A 15086-nucleotide genomic window follows, 5' to 3' on the forward strand; every position below is an offset into this window, starting at 1 on the left:
CATGGCCGTGCTCTCGACCTACCGGCTGCAGATGCGCGGACCGGCCAGCGGCGAGGCGTTCACCTTCGCCGACGCCGAGAACCTCATCGACTACCTTGCCGACCTCGGGGTCTCCCACCTGTACCTGTCACCGATCCTGACGGCCGGAGAAGGCTCCACCCACGGATACGACGTGACCGACCCGACGACGATCTCCGCCGAACTCGGTGGCGCCGAAGGGTTCGAACGCCTGGTGCAGCGGGCGCGTGCGGCAGGGCTCGGGGTCGTGGTTGACATCGTGCCCAACCACGTCGGCGTGGAGGTACCCGAGCAGAACGCGTGGTGGTGGGATCTGCTGACCCACGGCCGCGAATCGCAGTACAGCTCCTACTTCGACATCGACTGGACCTTGGACCCCGACGGCCGAATCGTGTTGCCGGTGCTCGGATCCGACGACGACGTCGCGGATCTGACCGTCGACGGCGGCGTGCTGCGCCTCGGTGACCGGACCTGGCCGATCGCACCGGGCACCGGCAACGGCACGGGTGCGCAGGTACACGACCGGCAGCACTACAAGCTGACCGGCTGGCGCAACAACGTGTGCGGCTACCGTCGGTTCTTCTCGATCACCTCGCTGGCCGGACTGCGCCAGGAGGACCGTGCGGTCTTCGACGCCACGCACGCCGAGGTCAAGCGGTGGTTCGATGAAGGCGTGGTCGACGGAATCCGTATCGATCATCCGGATGGATTGTCCGATCCCGCAGGTTATCTCGACTGGCTACGGGAGCTGGCCGGACCGCAGGCATGGATCGTGATCGAGAAGATCCTCGCGGTCGACGAGGCGCTGGACACTGGGCTGCCCGTCGCGGGGACCACCGGCTACGACGCATTGCGCGAGAGCGGCGGGGTGTTCATCGACCCGTCCGGGGCGCAGGCGCTGACCGAACTGGTCGAGTCTGCGGGGGTGGACCACGCCGCGGCTCACGCACACGCGCGTGCACTGAAGGTGCAGGCCGTCACGGTCACGCTCGCCAGTGAGCTCGCCCGGCTGCGCCGGACCGTCGCCGCCGCCGTGGGCCGCGACCACGACCGCCTGCCCGAGTCGATCGCCGCGCTGCTCAGCCACGTCGGCGTCTACCGGTCCGACTACCGGGCGCTGTCGGGCGTGCTGCCGCTGGCCATCGCCGAAACCGCCTCCGCCCAACCAGATCTGGCCGAGCCGCTGGCGCTGCTCGCCACCGCACTGCCCCATCGCGAGGTCGAGGTGCGGCTGCAGCAGCTCTGCGGCGCCGCCACCGCGAAGTCGATGGAGGACTGCTTGTTCTACCGCGACGCCCGGCTGGTGTCGCTCAACGAGGTCGGCGGCGAGCCGGACCGTTTCGGGGTCAGTGTCGCCGAGTTCCACCAGCGCGCCTCGGTGCGCGCCGCGCTGTGGCCGCAGGCCATGACGACGCTGACCACCCACGACACCAAACGCGGCGAAGACGTCCGCGCCCGCATCGGGGTGCTGTCCCAGGTGCCGTCGCTGTGGTCCGAACTCGTGCAGGGCTGGCAGCGCAGTGCTCCCCCGCCGGACCCGGTGACCGGCCTTTTCCTGTGGCAGAACGTCTTCGGAGTCTGGCCCGCCGACGGCAACGTCACGGACTCGTTGCGGCAACGCCTGCACGGTTACACGGAGAAGGCGATCCGCGAGGCAGCGCTGCACACGTCGTGGAACGATCCCGACGAATCGTTCGAACGTGCCGTACACGACTGGTTGGACACCGTCATCGACGGTCCGATCGGGCTCGAGATGAGTGCACTGGTGGCCCGCCTCGACATCCACGGCCGCAACGACGCCCTGGGCCAGAAGCTGATCGCGCTGACCGCCCCCGGCATCCCGGACGTCTATCAGGGCACCGAGCTGTGGGAGGACAGCCTCGTCGACCCGGACAACCGGCGTCCGGTGGACTATGACGCCCGGCGTCAGGCGCTGGCCGCCGGAGACCATCCGAAGATCCGGGTGGTGCGCGCGGCCCTGCGCCTGCGCCGCGAACGCCCCGAAACGTTCCTGTCCGGCCGGTACCGCCCGTTGCTCGCCGACGGCTGCGCCGCAGAGCACGTCGTCTCCTTCCAGCGCGGCGACGACGTCGTGGTTGCGGCCGGCCGCTGGACGGCACGCCTGGAGGAGACCGGTTGGGGCGACACCGCCCTGACACTTCCCGACGGGACCTGGACCGACCGCCTGACCGGCGCAACGCACCGGGGCTCAGTGCCCGCCGCGACGTTGTTCACCGCCCTTCCCGTGGCTCTGCTGGTGCGTGACGATGCCTGACCACGAATTCCGCGTGTGGGCGCCGCGTCCCGAACGGGTGCAGCTCGACGTCGACGGCACGCTGCACCCGATGCGCCGCGGCGAGGACGGTTGGTGGCGCGCCGTCGTCGACGCCGCCCAGGATGCGCGGTACGGCTTCGTGCTCGACGACGACCCCAAGGTGCTGCCCGATCCTCGCTCCCCCCGGCAACCCGACGGGGTGCACGAACGCTCACAGCTGTGGCGGTCCGCTCCCGACGCGCCCAGCGATGCCGGATGGCAGGGCCGCGCGATCGAAGGCGCGGTGATCTACGAGTTGCACGTCGGCACCTTCACCCCCGAAGGCACCTTCGACTCGGCGATCAGCAGACTGGACCACCTGGTCGATCTCGGTGTCGACTTCGTCGAGCTCATGCCGGTCAACGCTTTCGGCGGCACCCACGGCTGGGGCTACGACGGCGTGCTGTGGTACGCGGTGCACGAGCCCTACGGCGGTCCTGACGGCCTGATCCGCTTCATCGACGCCTGCCATGCCCGCGGGCTGGGGGTGCTGATCGACGCGGTGTTCAACCATCTCGGCCCCTCCGGCAACTACCTGCCGAAATTCGGGCCATACCTGTCGAGCGGCTCCAACCCGTGGGGCGAGTCGATCAACATCGCCGACGCCGGGGCCGACGAGGTGAGGCGCTACATTCTGGACTGCGCGCTGCGCTGGATGCGCGAATTCCACGCCGACGGACTGCGGCTGGACGCCGTGCACGCGCTCGTCGACACCACCGCGATCCACATCCTCGAGGAGCTGTCAGCCGAAACCGACGCTCTGGCAGCTGAACTCGGCCGGCCGCTGTCGCTGGTGGCCGAGAGCGACATGAACGACCCGCGGTTGATCACCCCGCGTGACCGGGGCGGCCTGGGCATGACCGCGCAGTGGGACGACGACATCCACCACGCGATCCACACCGCGGTGTCCGGCGAGCGTCAGGGCTACTACGGTGACTTCGGCAGCCTGAAGACACTGGCCCAGACGCTGCGGCACGGGTATTTCCACGCCGGCACCTTCTCGTCGTTCCGCCGTCGCCGGCACGGCCGGCCGCTCGACACCTCCGAGATCCCGGCCACCCGCCTGCTGGCCTACACACTCACCCACGACCAGGTGGGCAACCGGGCGATCGGCGACCGGCCGTCGCAGAACCTGACCACCGGACAGCTGGCCGTCAAGGCTGCCCTCGCGCTGGGATCCCCCTACACCGCAATGCTTTTCATGGGCGAGGAGTGGGGGTCTTCGTCACCGTTCCAGTTCTTCAGCTCGCATCCCGAGCCCGAGCTGGCGCGGGCGACCGCCGAGGGCCGCAAGCGGGAGTTCGCCGAACACGGTTGGGACGCCGACGAAATCCCGGATCCTCAGGATCCGGCGACCTTCGAGCGGTCGAAGCTGAAGTGGGACGAGCGCGGCACCGGCGAGCACGCGCGCCTGCTGGAGTTCTACCGCGGACTGATCGCGCTGCGGCACCGTGAACCCGACATGGCCGACCCGTGGCTGGACCATCTGGATATCGACTATGACGAGGCCGCCCGCTGGTTCGTGATGCATCGCGGAGCGCTCGCGGTGGTGTGCAACCTCGGAGCGGACCCCGTCGAGGTCCCGGTGGCGGGCGAGGTCGTGCTGGCCTGGGAGGAACCCGCGGTCGAGGACGGCCGCACCCGTATCGGGGGGCACTCGGTCGCAGTGCTCCGGCGTCAGGTCAGGTAACGGTAGGTCGGCGACCCCGGTTCCAGGAGTTCGACGTGGCATTCCGAGGCGTTCATCCGCGCCAGCAGACCCTCCAGGTCTGATGCCGAGGCCATCTCGATGCCGACCAGCGCCTCACCGGTCTCGCGGTTGTTGCGCTTGACGTACTCGAACAGGGTGATGTCGTCGTTCGGTCCGAGCACCTCGTCGAGGAACCTGCGCAGCGCGCCCGGTTCCTGCGGGAAGTCGACCAGGAAGTAGTGCTTCAGACCGAGATGAACCAGCGAGCGTTCCAGCACCTCGCCGTAGCGGGACACGTCGTTGTTGCCGCCGGAGATCAGGCACACCACCGTGGACCCCGGCTGAATGTCGGCATCCATCAGCGCGGCCACCGACAGCGCGCCGGCGGGTTCGGCGATGATCCCCTCGTTCTGGTACAGATCGAGCATGGCGGTGCACACCGCACCCTCGTCGACCGTGGTGATCGAGACCATGTCGCCGGCGGCTGACAGCGCCTGGAAGGGTCGGGCGCCGATCCGCGCGACGGCCGCGCCGTCGACGAACTGGTCGACCTCCGGCAGCGTGACCGGTTCACCCTTGGCCAGCGCAGCGACCAGCGACGCCGCTCCGGCGGGTTCGACACCGAGAACCGACGTCGTCGCGGTGCACTCGGCCAGATAGGTGGTGATGCCGCCGATGCAGCCACCGCCGCCGACCGGCACGACCACCAGATCCGGTTCGGCGCCGAGCTGATCGAGGATCTCCACCGCGATCGTGCCCTGACCGGCCATCGTGCGTAGATCGTCGTACGGCGGCACCAGCGTGGCGCCGGTACGCGCGACGTCGTCGAGGGCCGCCTGGGCGGCGAGATCGTAGGTCTTGCCGCCGACGATCAACTCGATGAACTCGCCGCCGTGGTAGAGGATCCGGTTGCGTTTCTGCTTCGGGGTCTTGGCGGGGACGTACACGCGGCCGCGCACCCCCATCGACCGGCAGGCCAGCGCGAAGCCCTGCGCGTGGTTGCCGGCCGAGGAACACACCACACCGGCGGCCTTCTCTTCGGCGCTCAGCTGCATGAGCAGGTTGTAGGCACCGCGCAGCTTGTAGGAGCGGACCGCCTGCAGGTCCTCGCGCTTGAGGTACACCTGCGCCCCGGTCAGCGCCGACAGTCGGTCACTGAGCTGCAGCGGCGTCTGGGACACGACGCCCGAAATTCGCTTGGCGGCCTCGTCGATGTCCACGGCGCGCAACGGCGCGGCGGGATCGATACGGGGACTGCTGCTCAGCTCTGCGGACACCGGATAATGGTGCCACCGCACCCCGTCCCGGGGAAAATGCGCCGCGTCGATCCGCTAGCCGAGCTAACAAAATAAGCCGCTCCTCAACCAGCGTTTCGGGTGGCCGAAACTTCTGATACGAGCTATCGTCAATCGTATGACGACCGCCGAACACTTCCGAGCCGTCGTGGCCCGTCCGGCCGCGTCGTTCTCGATCGCCGGCGTCGCGTGGCCCGCGTACAAGGTGCTCGCCCTGCTGCTCGGACTGCTGACGTTCGTCGTCGTCGGCGGGGTCACGTTGTCCGCCGGTCCCGCAGTGCTCAGCGGCGCCGGCGTCGCCACCGTGCTGTGGCTGACTCTGGGCCTGGCCTGCTCGCTGCGACACTAGGCACGGTCCCGAGCGGATCGCCTCGCTGCGGCCGGGTGTGATCTGTTTAACACCCGCCCTCTCGGGTACTCGGCGCCGATCTGTCAATCGATCAGCGCGGGAGTCTTTTATGTTCATTCACAACAAGGACCTTCAGTTCGAGGTACGCGTCGAGAAGCCGGATCCCCGCTTCGCCACACTGTTGCAGGAGCAATTCGGCGGCGCGAACGGCGAACTGAAAGCCGCGATGCAGTACTTCACGCAGGCCTTCGTCCTCCGGCAGAAGAACCCGAAGATGTACGACCTGTTCATGGACATCGCCACCGAAGAGTTCAGCCATCTGGAGATGGTCGGATCGATGATCACCATGCTCCTCGACGGGCTCAACGACGACCTGAAGATGGCCAACGAGCGCTGCGACTGGATGCCGGCAATGGCCAGCCGTGACGGTCGCGACGACATCATCCACAGCGTCGCGGTCAACCCGCTGTACTTCACGCTCACCGGCGGCGGGCCCGACGTCAGGGACTCCGCCGGCGTCCCCTGGCAGGGCACATTCGTCAACGCCAATGGTGACCCGACCGTCGACCTGCGCAGCAACCTGGCTGCGGTCGCGGGCGAAGATCGTCTACGAATACCTCAAGCAGTTCACCGACGATCCGGGAGTGCAGGACACGTTGACCTTCCTCATGACCAGGGAGGTCACCCACTACCAGCAATTCACCGCCGCGCTCAACGAGTTGCCGGTCAACTTCCCACCGGGCCAACTGCCCGGCGACGACCGCTTCCAGAACGTCGCCTTCAACATGTCCAACGGCCAGGGATCGGTGCGCGGGCCGTGGAACGAAGGTCAGGGGCCGTGGCCACAAGGCATGGAATGGAAGTACGTCGAGAACCCGGCCGAGCAGTGGCTCGGCGGGGAGACACGCAAGAACAAGGGCGCGCAACGGAGTCCGCAGGGCCAGCCCGCCGTGCGCAGCGAGAAGCCCTTCACCCATGAACAACACAGTCCGGCAACCTGATTCATGAGCAAGGTCGGCGCCGTGCAATAGCGGCGCCGGCCTTCGCTGCGAGGTCAGTGCGTCTGTGGGTCGGGTGGGTTCTCGGTGTCACGGCCACTGACCGCGTCGCGCACGTGGTCCACGACCGCGGCGCCGAGACCCATCGTCTTCTGCGCGGTGGAGCTGCCCGGGGTGTCAGGGTGTGGCCGTGTCGGCGCGATCTTCTTCGCTGCCTCCAGCTTCTCGCCCAGCGTCTCGAGGTCCTCGCGGCTGACCGCCGCCCGGAACCTCGGCCACACCACGTCCTGCTCGTACCTGATGTGCTCACGGCCGGCCTTGACGAACTCCTGCAGGGCTTCGTGGTAGTCATGCTCGCCGGGCGCGCCGTCTTCGAGTCGCTGCAGCAGGTTCTTTCCCGCCTGTTCCTGCTCGATCGCACGGTCGGCAAGTTCCTCGCCGTCGTTCCCGAGCACATCGCGGACGACCGGCCAGAAGAACTGCTGCTCGATCGCCTCGTGCTGCGACTCGGAGATGACAAGGTTCTTCACCATGGTTTTCAGCCCGCTCATCTGGGCCGCGGATCCCGAGGACGCGCCGTCGAGCACCTCCAGCATGCCCAGCACGCTCTTGTGATCCGCGCGGAGGAAGGTCAATGCGTCCATACTCGTAGCCTTTCCGGTCGGCAATCCGCCGCGAATACCCCGGGGCCACGAGTTGAAACGGCGCGCCGCCGGCGGGCTTACCCCCCGAGGCAGCCCGGGCCCAACAGTTCCTTGAGGTCGCCCATCAGAGCCGAGGACGGTGTGACCCGCAGCGACTGGTCCAGTTCCAGCGTGGTGATGCGCTCCCCGCTGATCAGCCGCAAGTGAACCTGCGCGGTGCCGGGATGCCGCGCCAGCACCTGCTTGAGCGCCGACACCTTGTCGACGGTGCACTGGCGCGTCGGCAGACTCACCGCGACCGGACGGTTGACCTGCGCGCTGGAGAAGTCCGGCACCACAAGCTCATTGGCGATCAGCGAGATGCGGTCGTCGCGGATCGCGACCTTGGCCCCGACGAGCACCACCACGTCGTCGGCGATCTCGGCGCCGAACATCGAGTAGGTCTGCGGGAAGAACAGCACCTCGATCCCGCCGGTGAGATCTTCCAGCTGCGCCGACGCCCAGGGCAGGCCGTTCTTGTTGACCCGGCGGTTCACCGAGGCGAGGATGCCGCCGACCCGGACCTGGGTGTCGTTGGCGACGTCGCCGTCGAGGATGGCCGGGATCTGGGTGTCGACCTGCGCGGCCAGCAGATGCGCGATCCCGTTGAGCGGGTGGCCGGACACGTACAGGCCGAGCATCTCCCGCTCGAGGGCGAGCTTGTGCTTGTCCTCCCACTCCTCGTCGGGCACCTTGATGGTGAACACCGCGTCGGAGCCGGTCCCGCCGTCGCCGCCGCCGAACAGGTCGAACTGACCCATGGCCTCGGCTTTCTTGGTGCCGAGCACCGAGTCCACCGCGTCGGTGTGCACCAGGAACAGACCTTTGCGCGGATGGCCCAGCGAATCGAACGCGCCGGCCTTGATCAGCGATTCCGTCACCTTCTTGTTGCAGGCGGCGATGTCGATCTTGTTCAGGTAGTCCGAGAAGTCGGTGTACTTGCCCTTCTCGTCGCGCGTGTGGACAAGGGACGCAACGACGTTCGCGCCGACGTTGCGCACCGCGCCGAGGCCGAAACGGATGTCGTCGCCGACGGAGGCGAAGTTCTGCACCGATTCGTTGACGTCCGGCGGCAGCACGGTGATGCCCAGCCGGCGGCAGTCCGCGAGGTAGACCGCGGCCTTGTCCTTGTCGTCGCCGACCGAGGTGAGCAGGCCCGCCATGTACTCGGCCGGGTAGTTGGCCTTCAAATAGGCCGTCCAGTACGACACCAGGCCGTACCCCGCGGCGTGCGACTTGTTGAACGCGTAGCCGGCGAACGGAAGGATGGTGTCCCACAGCGCCTTGACTGCGCCCTCGCTGAAACCGTTGGCGGTCATGCCCTCCCGGAAACCCTTGTACTCGGCTTCGAGCACCTCGAGTTTCTTCTTACCCATGGCTTTTCGCAGCGCGTCGGCCTTACCCATGGTGTAGGAGGCGACCTTCTGGGCGATGAACATGATCTGCTCTTGGTAGACGATCAGGCCGTAGGTCTCGGCCAGGATCTCCTTGAGCGGTTCCTCGAGTTCGGGATGGATCGGCTTGATGGGCTGGCGGCCGTTCTTGCGGTCGGCGTAATCGTTGTGGGCGTTCATGCCCATCGGGCCGGGCCGGTACAGCGCCAGCACCGCGACGATGTCGTTGAACTCGGTGGGCTGCATGCGGCGCAGCAAGTCGCGCATCGGCCCGCCGTCGAGCTGGAAGACCCCGAGCGTGTCGCCGCGGCCGAGCAACTCATAGGCCAACGGATCGTCGAGGGCCAGCGACTCCAGGTCGACATCGGTACCGCGGTTGGCCTTGATGTTCTCGATGCAGTCCCCGATGATCGTCAGGTTCCGCAGCCCCAGGAAGTCCATCTTCAGCAGCCCGATGGCCTCACACGACGGGTAGTCCCAGCCGGTGATGACCGCGCCGTCCTGCGGCCGGCGCCACAGCGGGATCGCGTCGATGAGCGGTTCCGAGCTCATGATGACCGCGCAGGCGTGCACGCCGGCGTTGCGGACCAGCCCCTCCAGCCCGCGCGCGGTCTCGTAGATGGTCCGCACGTCCGGGTCGGTGTCGATCAGGCTGCGAACCTCGGCAGCCTCCTTGTACCGCTCGTGGTTCGGGTCGGTGATACCCGAGAGCGGGATGTCCTTGGCCATGATCGGCGGCGGCAGCGCCTTGGTGATCCGGTCGGCGATCGCGAAGCCCGGCTGGCCGTAGTTGACGCGCGCCGAATCCTTCAGTGCAGCTTTGGTTTTGATGGTGCCGAAGGTGATGACCTGAGCGACGCGGTCACTGCCCCACTTGTTCGCCGCGTAGCGCAGCATCTCACCGCGCCGCCGGTCGTCGAAGTCGATGTCGATGTCGGGGGCAGACGGGCGTTCCGGGTTCAGGAAGCGCTCGAACAGCAGCCCGTGCGGGATCGGGTCGATGTTGGTGATGCCCAGCGCGTAGGCCACCAGGGACCCGGCCGCCGACCCGCGGCCCGGTCCGACCCGGATGTCGACCGAGCGCGCATAGTTGATCAGGTCGGCGACGATCAGGAAGTACGACGGGAAGCCCTTGTCGCAGATGACCTTGATCTCGTACTCGGCGCGGTCGATGTACTCCTGGCCCACCGCCCCCGGGAAGCGCCGTTCCAGGCCGGCCATCACCTCGTGGTGCAGCCAGGACGCCTGATCGTGCCCCTCGGGCACCGGGAAGATCGGCATCCGGTCGCGCGGCGTCCACACGTCGGCGTAGGACTGCACCCTCTCGGCGATCAGCAGTGTCGAGTCGCACGCGCCGGGCACCTGGTCGTCCCACAGCGCCCGCATCTCCGCCGCGGACTTGAGGAAGTAGCCGTCGCCGTCGAACTTGAACCGCGTCGGGTCCGACAGCGTCTTGCCGGTCTGCACGCACAGCAGGGCTTCGTGGTTGCGCGACGCTTCGCGGGTGACGTAGTGGCAGTCGTTGGTGGCCAGCGGCGGGATGCCGAGCTTCTGCCCGATCTCCAGCAGGCCGTCGCGAACCCGCCGTTCAATCTCCAGACCGTGATCCATCAGCTCGAGGAAGAAGTTCTCCGGGCCGAAGATCTCCCGCCACTTGGCGGCCGCGTCCAGCGCCTCCTGCCGGTGCCCCAGCCGCAGCCGGGTCTGGACCTCGCCGGACGGGCAGCCGGTGGTGGCGATGATGCCCTCGGCGTGCTCGGCGATGATCTCGGCGTCCATGCGCGACCACTTGCCCAGCTGCCCCTCGAACGAGGCCAACGACGACAGTTTGAACAGGTTGCGCAGCCCGGTGGCGTTCTCGGCGACCATCGTCATGTGCGTGTACGAGCCGCTGCCCGACACGTCGTCGCTCTTCTGGCTGGGGTCACCCCACAGCACCCGCTTGGTGTCGAACCTCGACGCCGGGGCGATGTAGGCCTCCACACCGATGATCGGCTTGATGCCGGCGTCGGTGGCGGCGTTGTAGAACTCGCTGGCGCCGAACATGTTTCCGTGGTCGGTCATGCCGATCGCCGGCATTTCCAGCCGCTGGGCCTCGGCGAGCATCGGCTTGACCTTCGCGGCGCCGTCGAGCATCGAGTACTCGGTGTGGTTGTGCAGATGCACGAATGAGCCGCTCATAGGCAAGCCAGTCTAGGACCGCCGGCCGACAGCGCCCGGCGTGTCGGGCTGCGTGTCTCGCGTTCTTCCGATCACGCGTCGACGGCTGCCGCCCTCTGCGGATTCAGCAATCCGCAGCCGAGCACGAGAAACAATTGCCTGGCAATCGGATCGGCGTCCTGTGCGCCGTGGGCGTCTGCGACGAACCCCGCATGGAAGGCCAGCCCCCAGAACAGCGCGCCGAGCATGTCGGCGACCGCATGCGCGTCGGTGTCGGGGGGCAGCTCGCCGCGGCGCACCGCGTCGACGACCACAGCGTCGTAGAACGCGTGCGAGGCCGTGACGACAGCGGTCGCGGCGTCGTGGCGGTGCGTGCCGCGGTGATGGTCGATCCTGGCGGTGATCACCATCTTGACCAGTGCCGGCTGGGCGGCGCCCAGTCGCTGCATTCCCGCGGTGAACGCCGCCAGCTGCGGGAGGAGCGAGACCTCCCGCATCGCGTCGGCGGCGCAGCGCTCCAGCTGCTCGCGGGCGTCGGCCAGCAGCACCTCGTAGAGCTCTTCGCGGGTGGAGAAGTAGTAGTGCAGCGTCGGCCTGCTGACCCCGGCCCGGGCCGCGATCTGCTGGAACGTCGCAGCGTGGTAGCCCCGGTCGGCGATCAGGTCGCGGGCTGCGCGCACGATCGAGCGGCGGGTCTGCTCGGAATCGGCACCCACTGGGCGGCCGCGCTTGCGAACCGCAGGCGCCGCCGGGGTGTCGTCCTCCACGGGCAAACGCTATGACATAGCTGAGAGACGGTCAACGGCAAACTGCGCAAAGTTCACACCGGGGCGGGCTGAGACGACCGCCGCTCGGCGCGAGTACGGCGAACCGCGTCGGCGGTGAACACCACCAGCGCCAACCAGATCAGGGCGAAACCCACCCACCGCATCGGCGGCATCGGCTCGCCCCCGACCAGCACTCCCCATGACAGCTGCATCGCCGGCGTCACATAGAACAGCAGCCCCAGCGTCACCATCGCCAGACGCTGTGCGGCCGCCGCGAACAGCAGCAACGGCAGCGCGGTCAGCACTCCGGACAGGATCAACAGTGCGACGTGGCCGGCGCCGTGGCCGGTGAGCGTGCCGTTCCCGCCGCTCTGCAACACCACCAGGTACGCAACGGCGAACGGTGTCGCGATCGCGGCCTCCAGGCCGACGCTCACCCGCGGATCGGTGCGCACCGACTTCTTGACCGCGCCGTACAGCGCGAACGACAGCGCCAGACCGAGGCCCACCAGCGGCGGTTGCCCCACCTGCACCGTCAGGATCACCACCGCGACCACCGCGACCGCCAGCGCGGCGACCTGCCAGCGGTTGAGCTTCTCGCGAAAGATCACCATCCCGAGCGCGATGGCCACCAGCGGGTTGATGAAATAGCCGAGGGCCGCGTCCACGACATGCCCGTTGTTCACCGCGTACACGTAGATCAGCCAGTTCGCCGAGATCAGCCCGGCCGCCGCGATCAGCAGAAGCCAGGTGCGGCGGTCGATCTGTTTCAGGTCGCCGAGCCGTCGCACCACCGCGACGACGACGACCATCAGCGCGAAGCTCCAGATGATGCGGTGCGCGAGGATCTCCACTGCTCCCGCCGGTTTGAGCAGCGGGAAGAACGCCGGGAACAGACCCCACATCATGTAGGCCCCCGCGCCGAAGAGCAGACCCGACCTCACCGGTGTTGACCGCGTAGCACGTCGAGCGCGTGCTGCAGGTCGGCCGGATAGGGACTGGCGATCTCGACCCGTCTGCCGTCGGCCGGATGCGCGAACGCCAGCGACCGGGCGTGTAGCCACTGACGTTCCAGCCCAAGCCTTTTCGCCAGCGTCGGGTCGGCGCCGTAGGTCACGTCGCCGCAGCAGGGGTGATGCAGCGCGGCGAAGTGCACCCGGATCTGATGGGTGCGCCCGGTCTCCAGCTCGATGTCGAGCAGACTGGCCGCCTGGTGGGCTTCCAGTGTGTCGTAATGGGTGACGCTGTGCCGGCCGTCCTCGACGACCGCGAACTTCCAGTCGTGGCCCCGGTGCCGGCCGATCGGCGCGTCGATGGTGCCGCTGGACGGATCCGGGTGGCCCTGCACCAGCGCGTGGTAACGCTTCTCGACGGTGCGCTGCTTGAATGCGCGCTTGAGCACGGTGTACGCCCGCTCGGACAGCGCCACCACCATGACGCCGGAGGTGCCGACATCCAGACGGTGCACGATGCCCTGCCGCTCGTGAATGCCCGAGGTGCTGATCCGGAAGCCGGCGGCGGCGAGCCCGCCGAGCACGGTGGGGCCGTGCCAGCCGACGGTGGCATGCGCGGCGACCCCCGGCGGTTTGTCGACCGCGACGATGTCGTCGTCGGCGTACAGGATCTCCATGCCTTCGATATCGACCGGGGTGTTCTCCACCGGCGCGGGCGCCTCGGGCAGGGTGACCTCGAGCCAGGCACCCGCGGTCAGCTTGTCGGACTTGGCGGCCCGCGCTCCGTCGAGTTCGACGCCGCCCTCCTCGGCGATCGCGGCGGCCGCCGTCCGGGACAACCCGAGCAGGCGCGCCAGCCCGGCGTCCACCCGCATGCCCGCCAGCCCCTCGGGAACCGGCATCGATCGCGTCGTCATCCGTTCTCGTCGCCGCCCTCCGGCGGGCGCGGCCCCACGGTGCCGTCGCCGCCGTCCGGCCGGCGCCGTCCGATGGTGTCGAAATCGAATCCGAACAGCGACAACACCACCAGCAGGATCGCGCCGCCGACCACCGACGGGTCGGCGACGTTGAACACCGGCCACCACCCGATGGACAGGAAGTCCACGACGTGGCCGCGCAGCGGTCCGGGCGAGCGGAAGAAGCGGTCGACCAGGTTGCCCATCGCGCCGCCGAGGATCAGACCCAGCCCGAGCGCCCACCACGGCGACACCAGCCGCCGGCCCATCCAGATGATGCCGATGACGACCCCGGTGGCCACCAGGGTCAGCACCCAGGTGTAGCCGGTCGCCATCGAGAAGGCCGCCCCCGAGTTGCGCACCAGCGTCCACGTCACCGTGTCGCCGATGATCGACACCGGCTGACCCGGCGTCAACAGCTTGACCGCGAGCACCTTGGTGACGATGTCCAGGACGAGCACCACCCCGGCGACGGTGAAGAGCAGGCGCAGCCGGCGCGGCGCAGGCGTCGCCGCCGACTCCTCGCCGGTCGTGGGTTCGACCGGTCCCGACGATTCGTCTGTCACGCGTCCATCATCGCAAAGCGGTGATGGGCGAGAATCCCACCCATGGGTCGCCTGGTTGTCATCGCCACCGGAGGCACGATCTCGACGAGCGCCGACGCCGAGGGGGTGAAGCGCCCGACCCGGTCCGGCGCAGACCTGACCGCCGGCTTGGACGTCGAGGTCGTCGACGCGCTGACGGTGGACAGCTCGCAACTCACCCCGCCCGACTGGGACAGGATCGGCGCCGCGGTCGACGAGGCGGCCCGCGCCGGCGCGACCGGCATCGTCATCACCCACGGCACCGACACGATGGAAGAGACCGCGCTCTGGCTCGAGCTCACCTACGACGGCGCCGCACCCGTGGTGCTGACCGGCGCGCAGCGCAGCGCCGACGCGGCGGACGCCGACGGTCCGGCCAACCTGCGTGACGCGCTGACCGTCGCGGCCCGACCCGAGTCCCGCGGACGCGGTGTGGTCGTGAGCTTCGCCGGTGAGGTGTTCGGCGCCCTCGGCCTGAGCAAGGTCGCGACCACGGACCTGCAGAGCTTCACCGGGCATCGCGTCGACGGCGGAAAGACCCGCCCATATCTCGGCGCCTTGCGCGCCGCGGACGCTCCGCGCGTCGACATCGTCGCCGCGTACCCGGGCGCGGACACCGTCGCACTCGATGCGTGCGTGGCCGCCGGCGCCCGGGGCGTCGTGCTGCAGGGGCTCGGCGCGGGCAACGCCGGCGCGGCCCTGATCGAGGGCGTCCGCCGGCACTGCCGCAGCGGGCTCGCCGTCGCGGTGTCCACCCGTGTCCCGGGCGGCGCGGTCAGCCCCGGTTACGGGCCCGGGCGCGCTCTGGTGGACGCGGGCGCGTTCGTGGCGCCCCGGCTGCGGCCGCCGCAGGCCCGGGTGCTGCTGATGGCGTCGCTGGCCGCGGCGGCCGACCCCGCACCGGTCTTCGCCCGCTGGGGTTGAG

General features: G+C 68.7%; 11 protein-coding genes and 1 pseudogene. 5 read left to right on the top strand and 7 right to left on the bottom strand.

What is annotated here, in order from left to right; all coding sequences use genetic code 11:
- The first annotated feature begins 1 nt into the window (after position 1).
- Complete coding sequence (treY, locus tag ACXMYJ_RS04100; protein ID WP_460354194.1) at positions 2 to 2293, top strand: malto-oligosyltrehalose synthase; 2292 nt, start codon at positions 2 to 4, stop codon at positions 2291 to 2293.
- Positions 2286 to 4022 carry a malto-oligosyltrehalose trehalohydrolase gene (treZ, locus tag ACXMYJ_RS04105; RefSeq protein ID WP_260752248.1) on the top strand — a complete coding sequence of 579 codons (1737 nt, stop codon included), beginning with the start codon at positions 2286 to 2288 and terminating at the stop codon, positions 4020 to 4022. The genes treY and treZ overlap by 8 nt, the downstream gene beginning before the upstream one ends.
- Here the strand turns inward: treZ and ilvA are convergent.
- Positions 4010 to 5299, bottom strand: coding sequence for a threonine ammonia-lyase IlvA (gene ilvA, locus ACXMYJ_RS04110; RefSeq protein ID WP_260752247.1), 1290 nt, complete (start codon positions 5297 to 5299; stop codon positions 4010 to 4012). The two genes, treZ and ilvA, sit on opposite strands and share 13 nt — an antisense overlap.
- A 136-nt stretch (positions 5300 to 5435) precedes the next feature.
- On the opposite strand from ilvA, the gene ACXMYJ_RS04115 reads away from it, so the two are divergent.
- Positions 5436 to 5666 (top strand): hypothetical protein, encoded by a 231-nt coding sequence (locus ACXMYJ_RS04115; protein ID WP_260752245.1) that lies wholly within the window; start codon positions 5436 to 5438, stop codon positions 5664 to 5666.
- Positions 5667 to 5775: 109 nt separating this feature from the next.
- A pseudogene (locus ACXMYJ_RS04120) lies at positions 5776 to 6667 on the top strand (manganese catalase family protein).
- 53 nt (positions 6668 to 6720) lie between these two features.
- Here ACXMYJ_RS04120 and ACXMYJ_RS04125 read toward each other — a convergent pair.
- From ACXMYJ_RS04125 to lspA, 6 genes are all read right to left on the bottom strand, one after another.
- The gene (locus ACXMYJ_RS04125) at positions 6721 to 7308 is read right to left on the bottom strand and encodes a hemerythrin domain-containing protein (protein WP_260752243.1); all 588 of its coding nucleotides are present in this window, start codon (positions 7306 to 7308) and stop codon (positions 6721 to 6723) included.
- A 77-nt stretch (positions 7309 to 7385) separates the two neighbouring features.
- Positions 7386 to 10922: a DNA polymerase III subunit alpha gene (gene dnaE / locus ACXMYJ_RS04130; RefSeq protein ID WP_460354199.1), complete on the bottom strand. Its 3537-nt coding sequence runs from the start codon at positions 10920 to 10922 to the stop codon at positions 7386 to 7388.
- Between the two features lie 71 nt (positions 10923 to 10993).
- The gene (locus ACXMYJ_RS04135) at positions 10994 to 11668 is read right to left on the bottom strand and encodes a TetR/AcrR family transcriptional regulator (protein WP_460354202.1); all 675 of its coding nucleotides are present in this window, start codon (positions 11666 to 11668) and stop codon (positions 10994 to 10996) included.
- Positions 11669 to 11721: 53 nt separating this feature from the next.
- Complete coding sequence (gene rarD / locus ACXMYJ_RS04140; protein WP_460354205.1) at positions 11722 to 12612, bottom strand: EamA family transporter RarD; 891 nt, start codon at positions 12610 to 12612, stop codon at positions 11722 to 11724.
- Positions 12609 to 13538, bottom strand: a complete 930-nt coding sequence (locus ACXMYJ_RS04145) for an RluA family pseudouridine synthase (protein WP_260752239.1) — start codon at positions 13536 to 13538, stop codon at positions 12609 to 12611. The genes rarD and ACXMYJ_RS04145 overlap by 4 nt, the downstream gene beginning before the upstream one ends.
- Entirely contained in the window at positions 13535 to 14143 is a 609-nt protein-coding gene (gene lspA / locus ACXMYJ_RS04150; RefSeq protein ID WP_260752238.1) for a signal peptidase II, read from the bottom strand. The genes ACXMYJ_RS04145 and lspA overlap by 4 nt, the downstream gene beginning before the upstream one ends.
- Before the next feature lie 42 nt (positions 14144 to 14185).
- Here lspA and ACXMYJ_RS04155 point away from each other — a divergent pair, with 42 nt between their 5' ends.
- Positions 14186 to 15085, top strand: coding sequence for an asparaginase (locus ACXMYJ_RS04155; RefSeq protein WP_443186576.1), 900 nt, complete (start codon positions 14186 to 14188; stop codon positions 15083 to 15085).
- The last annotated feature ends 1 nt before the right edge of the window (position 15086 follow it).

The sequence above is a fragment of the Mycobacterium sp. ZZG genome (genome assembly GCF_054786995.1).

Excerpts from the sequence above, each read along its gene's own strand:
- treY (WP_460354194.1), top strand. The coding sequence starts at position 2 with ATGGCCGTGCTCTCGACCTACCGGCTGCAGATGCGCGGACCGGCCAGC.
- treZ (WP_260752248.1), top strand. The coding sequence starts at position 2,286 with ATGCCTGACCACGAATTCCGCGTGTGGGCGCCGCGTCCCGAACGGGTG.
- ACXMYJ_RS04115 (WP_260752245.1), top strand. The coding sequence starts at position 5,436 with ATGACGACCGCCGAACACTTCCGAGCCGTCGTGGCCCGTCCGGCCGCG.
- ACXMYJ_RS04125 (WP_260752243.1), bottom strand. The coding sequence starts at position 7,308 with ATGGACGCATTGACCTTCCTCCGCGCGGATCACAAGAGCGTGCTGGGC.
- dnaE (WP_460354199.1), bottom strand. The coding sequence starts at position 10,922 with ATGAGCGGCTCATTCGTGCATCTGCACAACCACACCGAGTACTCGATG.
- ACXMYJ_RS04145 (WP_260752239.1), bottom strand. The coding sequence starts at position 13,538 with ATGACGACGCGATCGATGCCGGTTCCCGAGGGGCTGGCGGGCATGCGG.
- ACXMYJ_RS04155 (WP_443186576.1), top strand. The coding sequence starts at position 14,186 with ATGGGTCGCCTGGTTGTCATCGCCACCGGAGGCACGATCTCGACGAGC.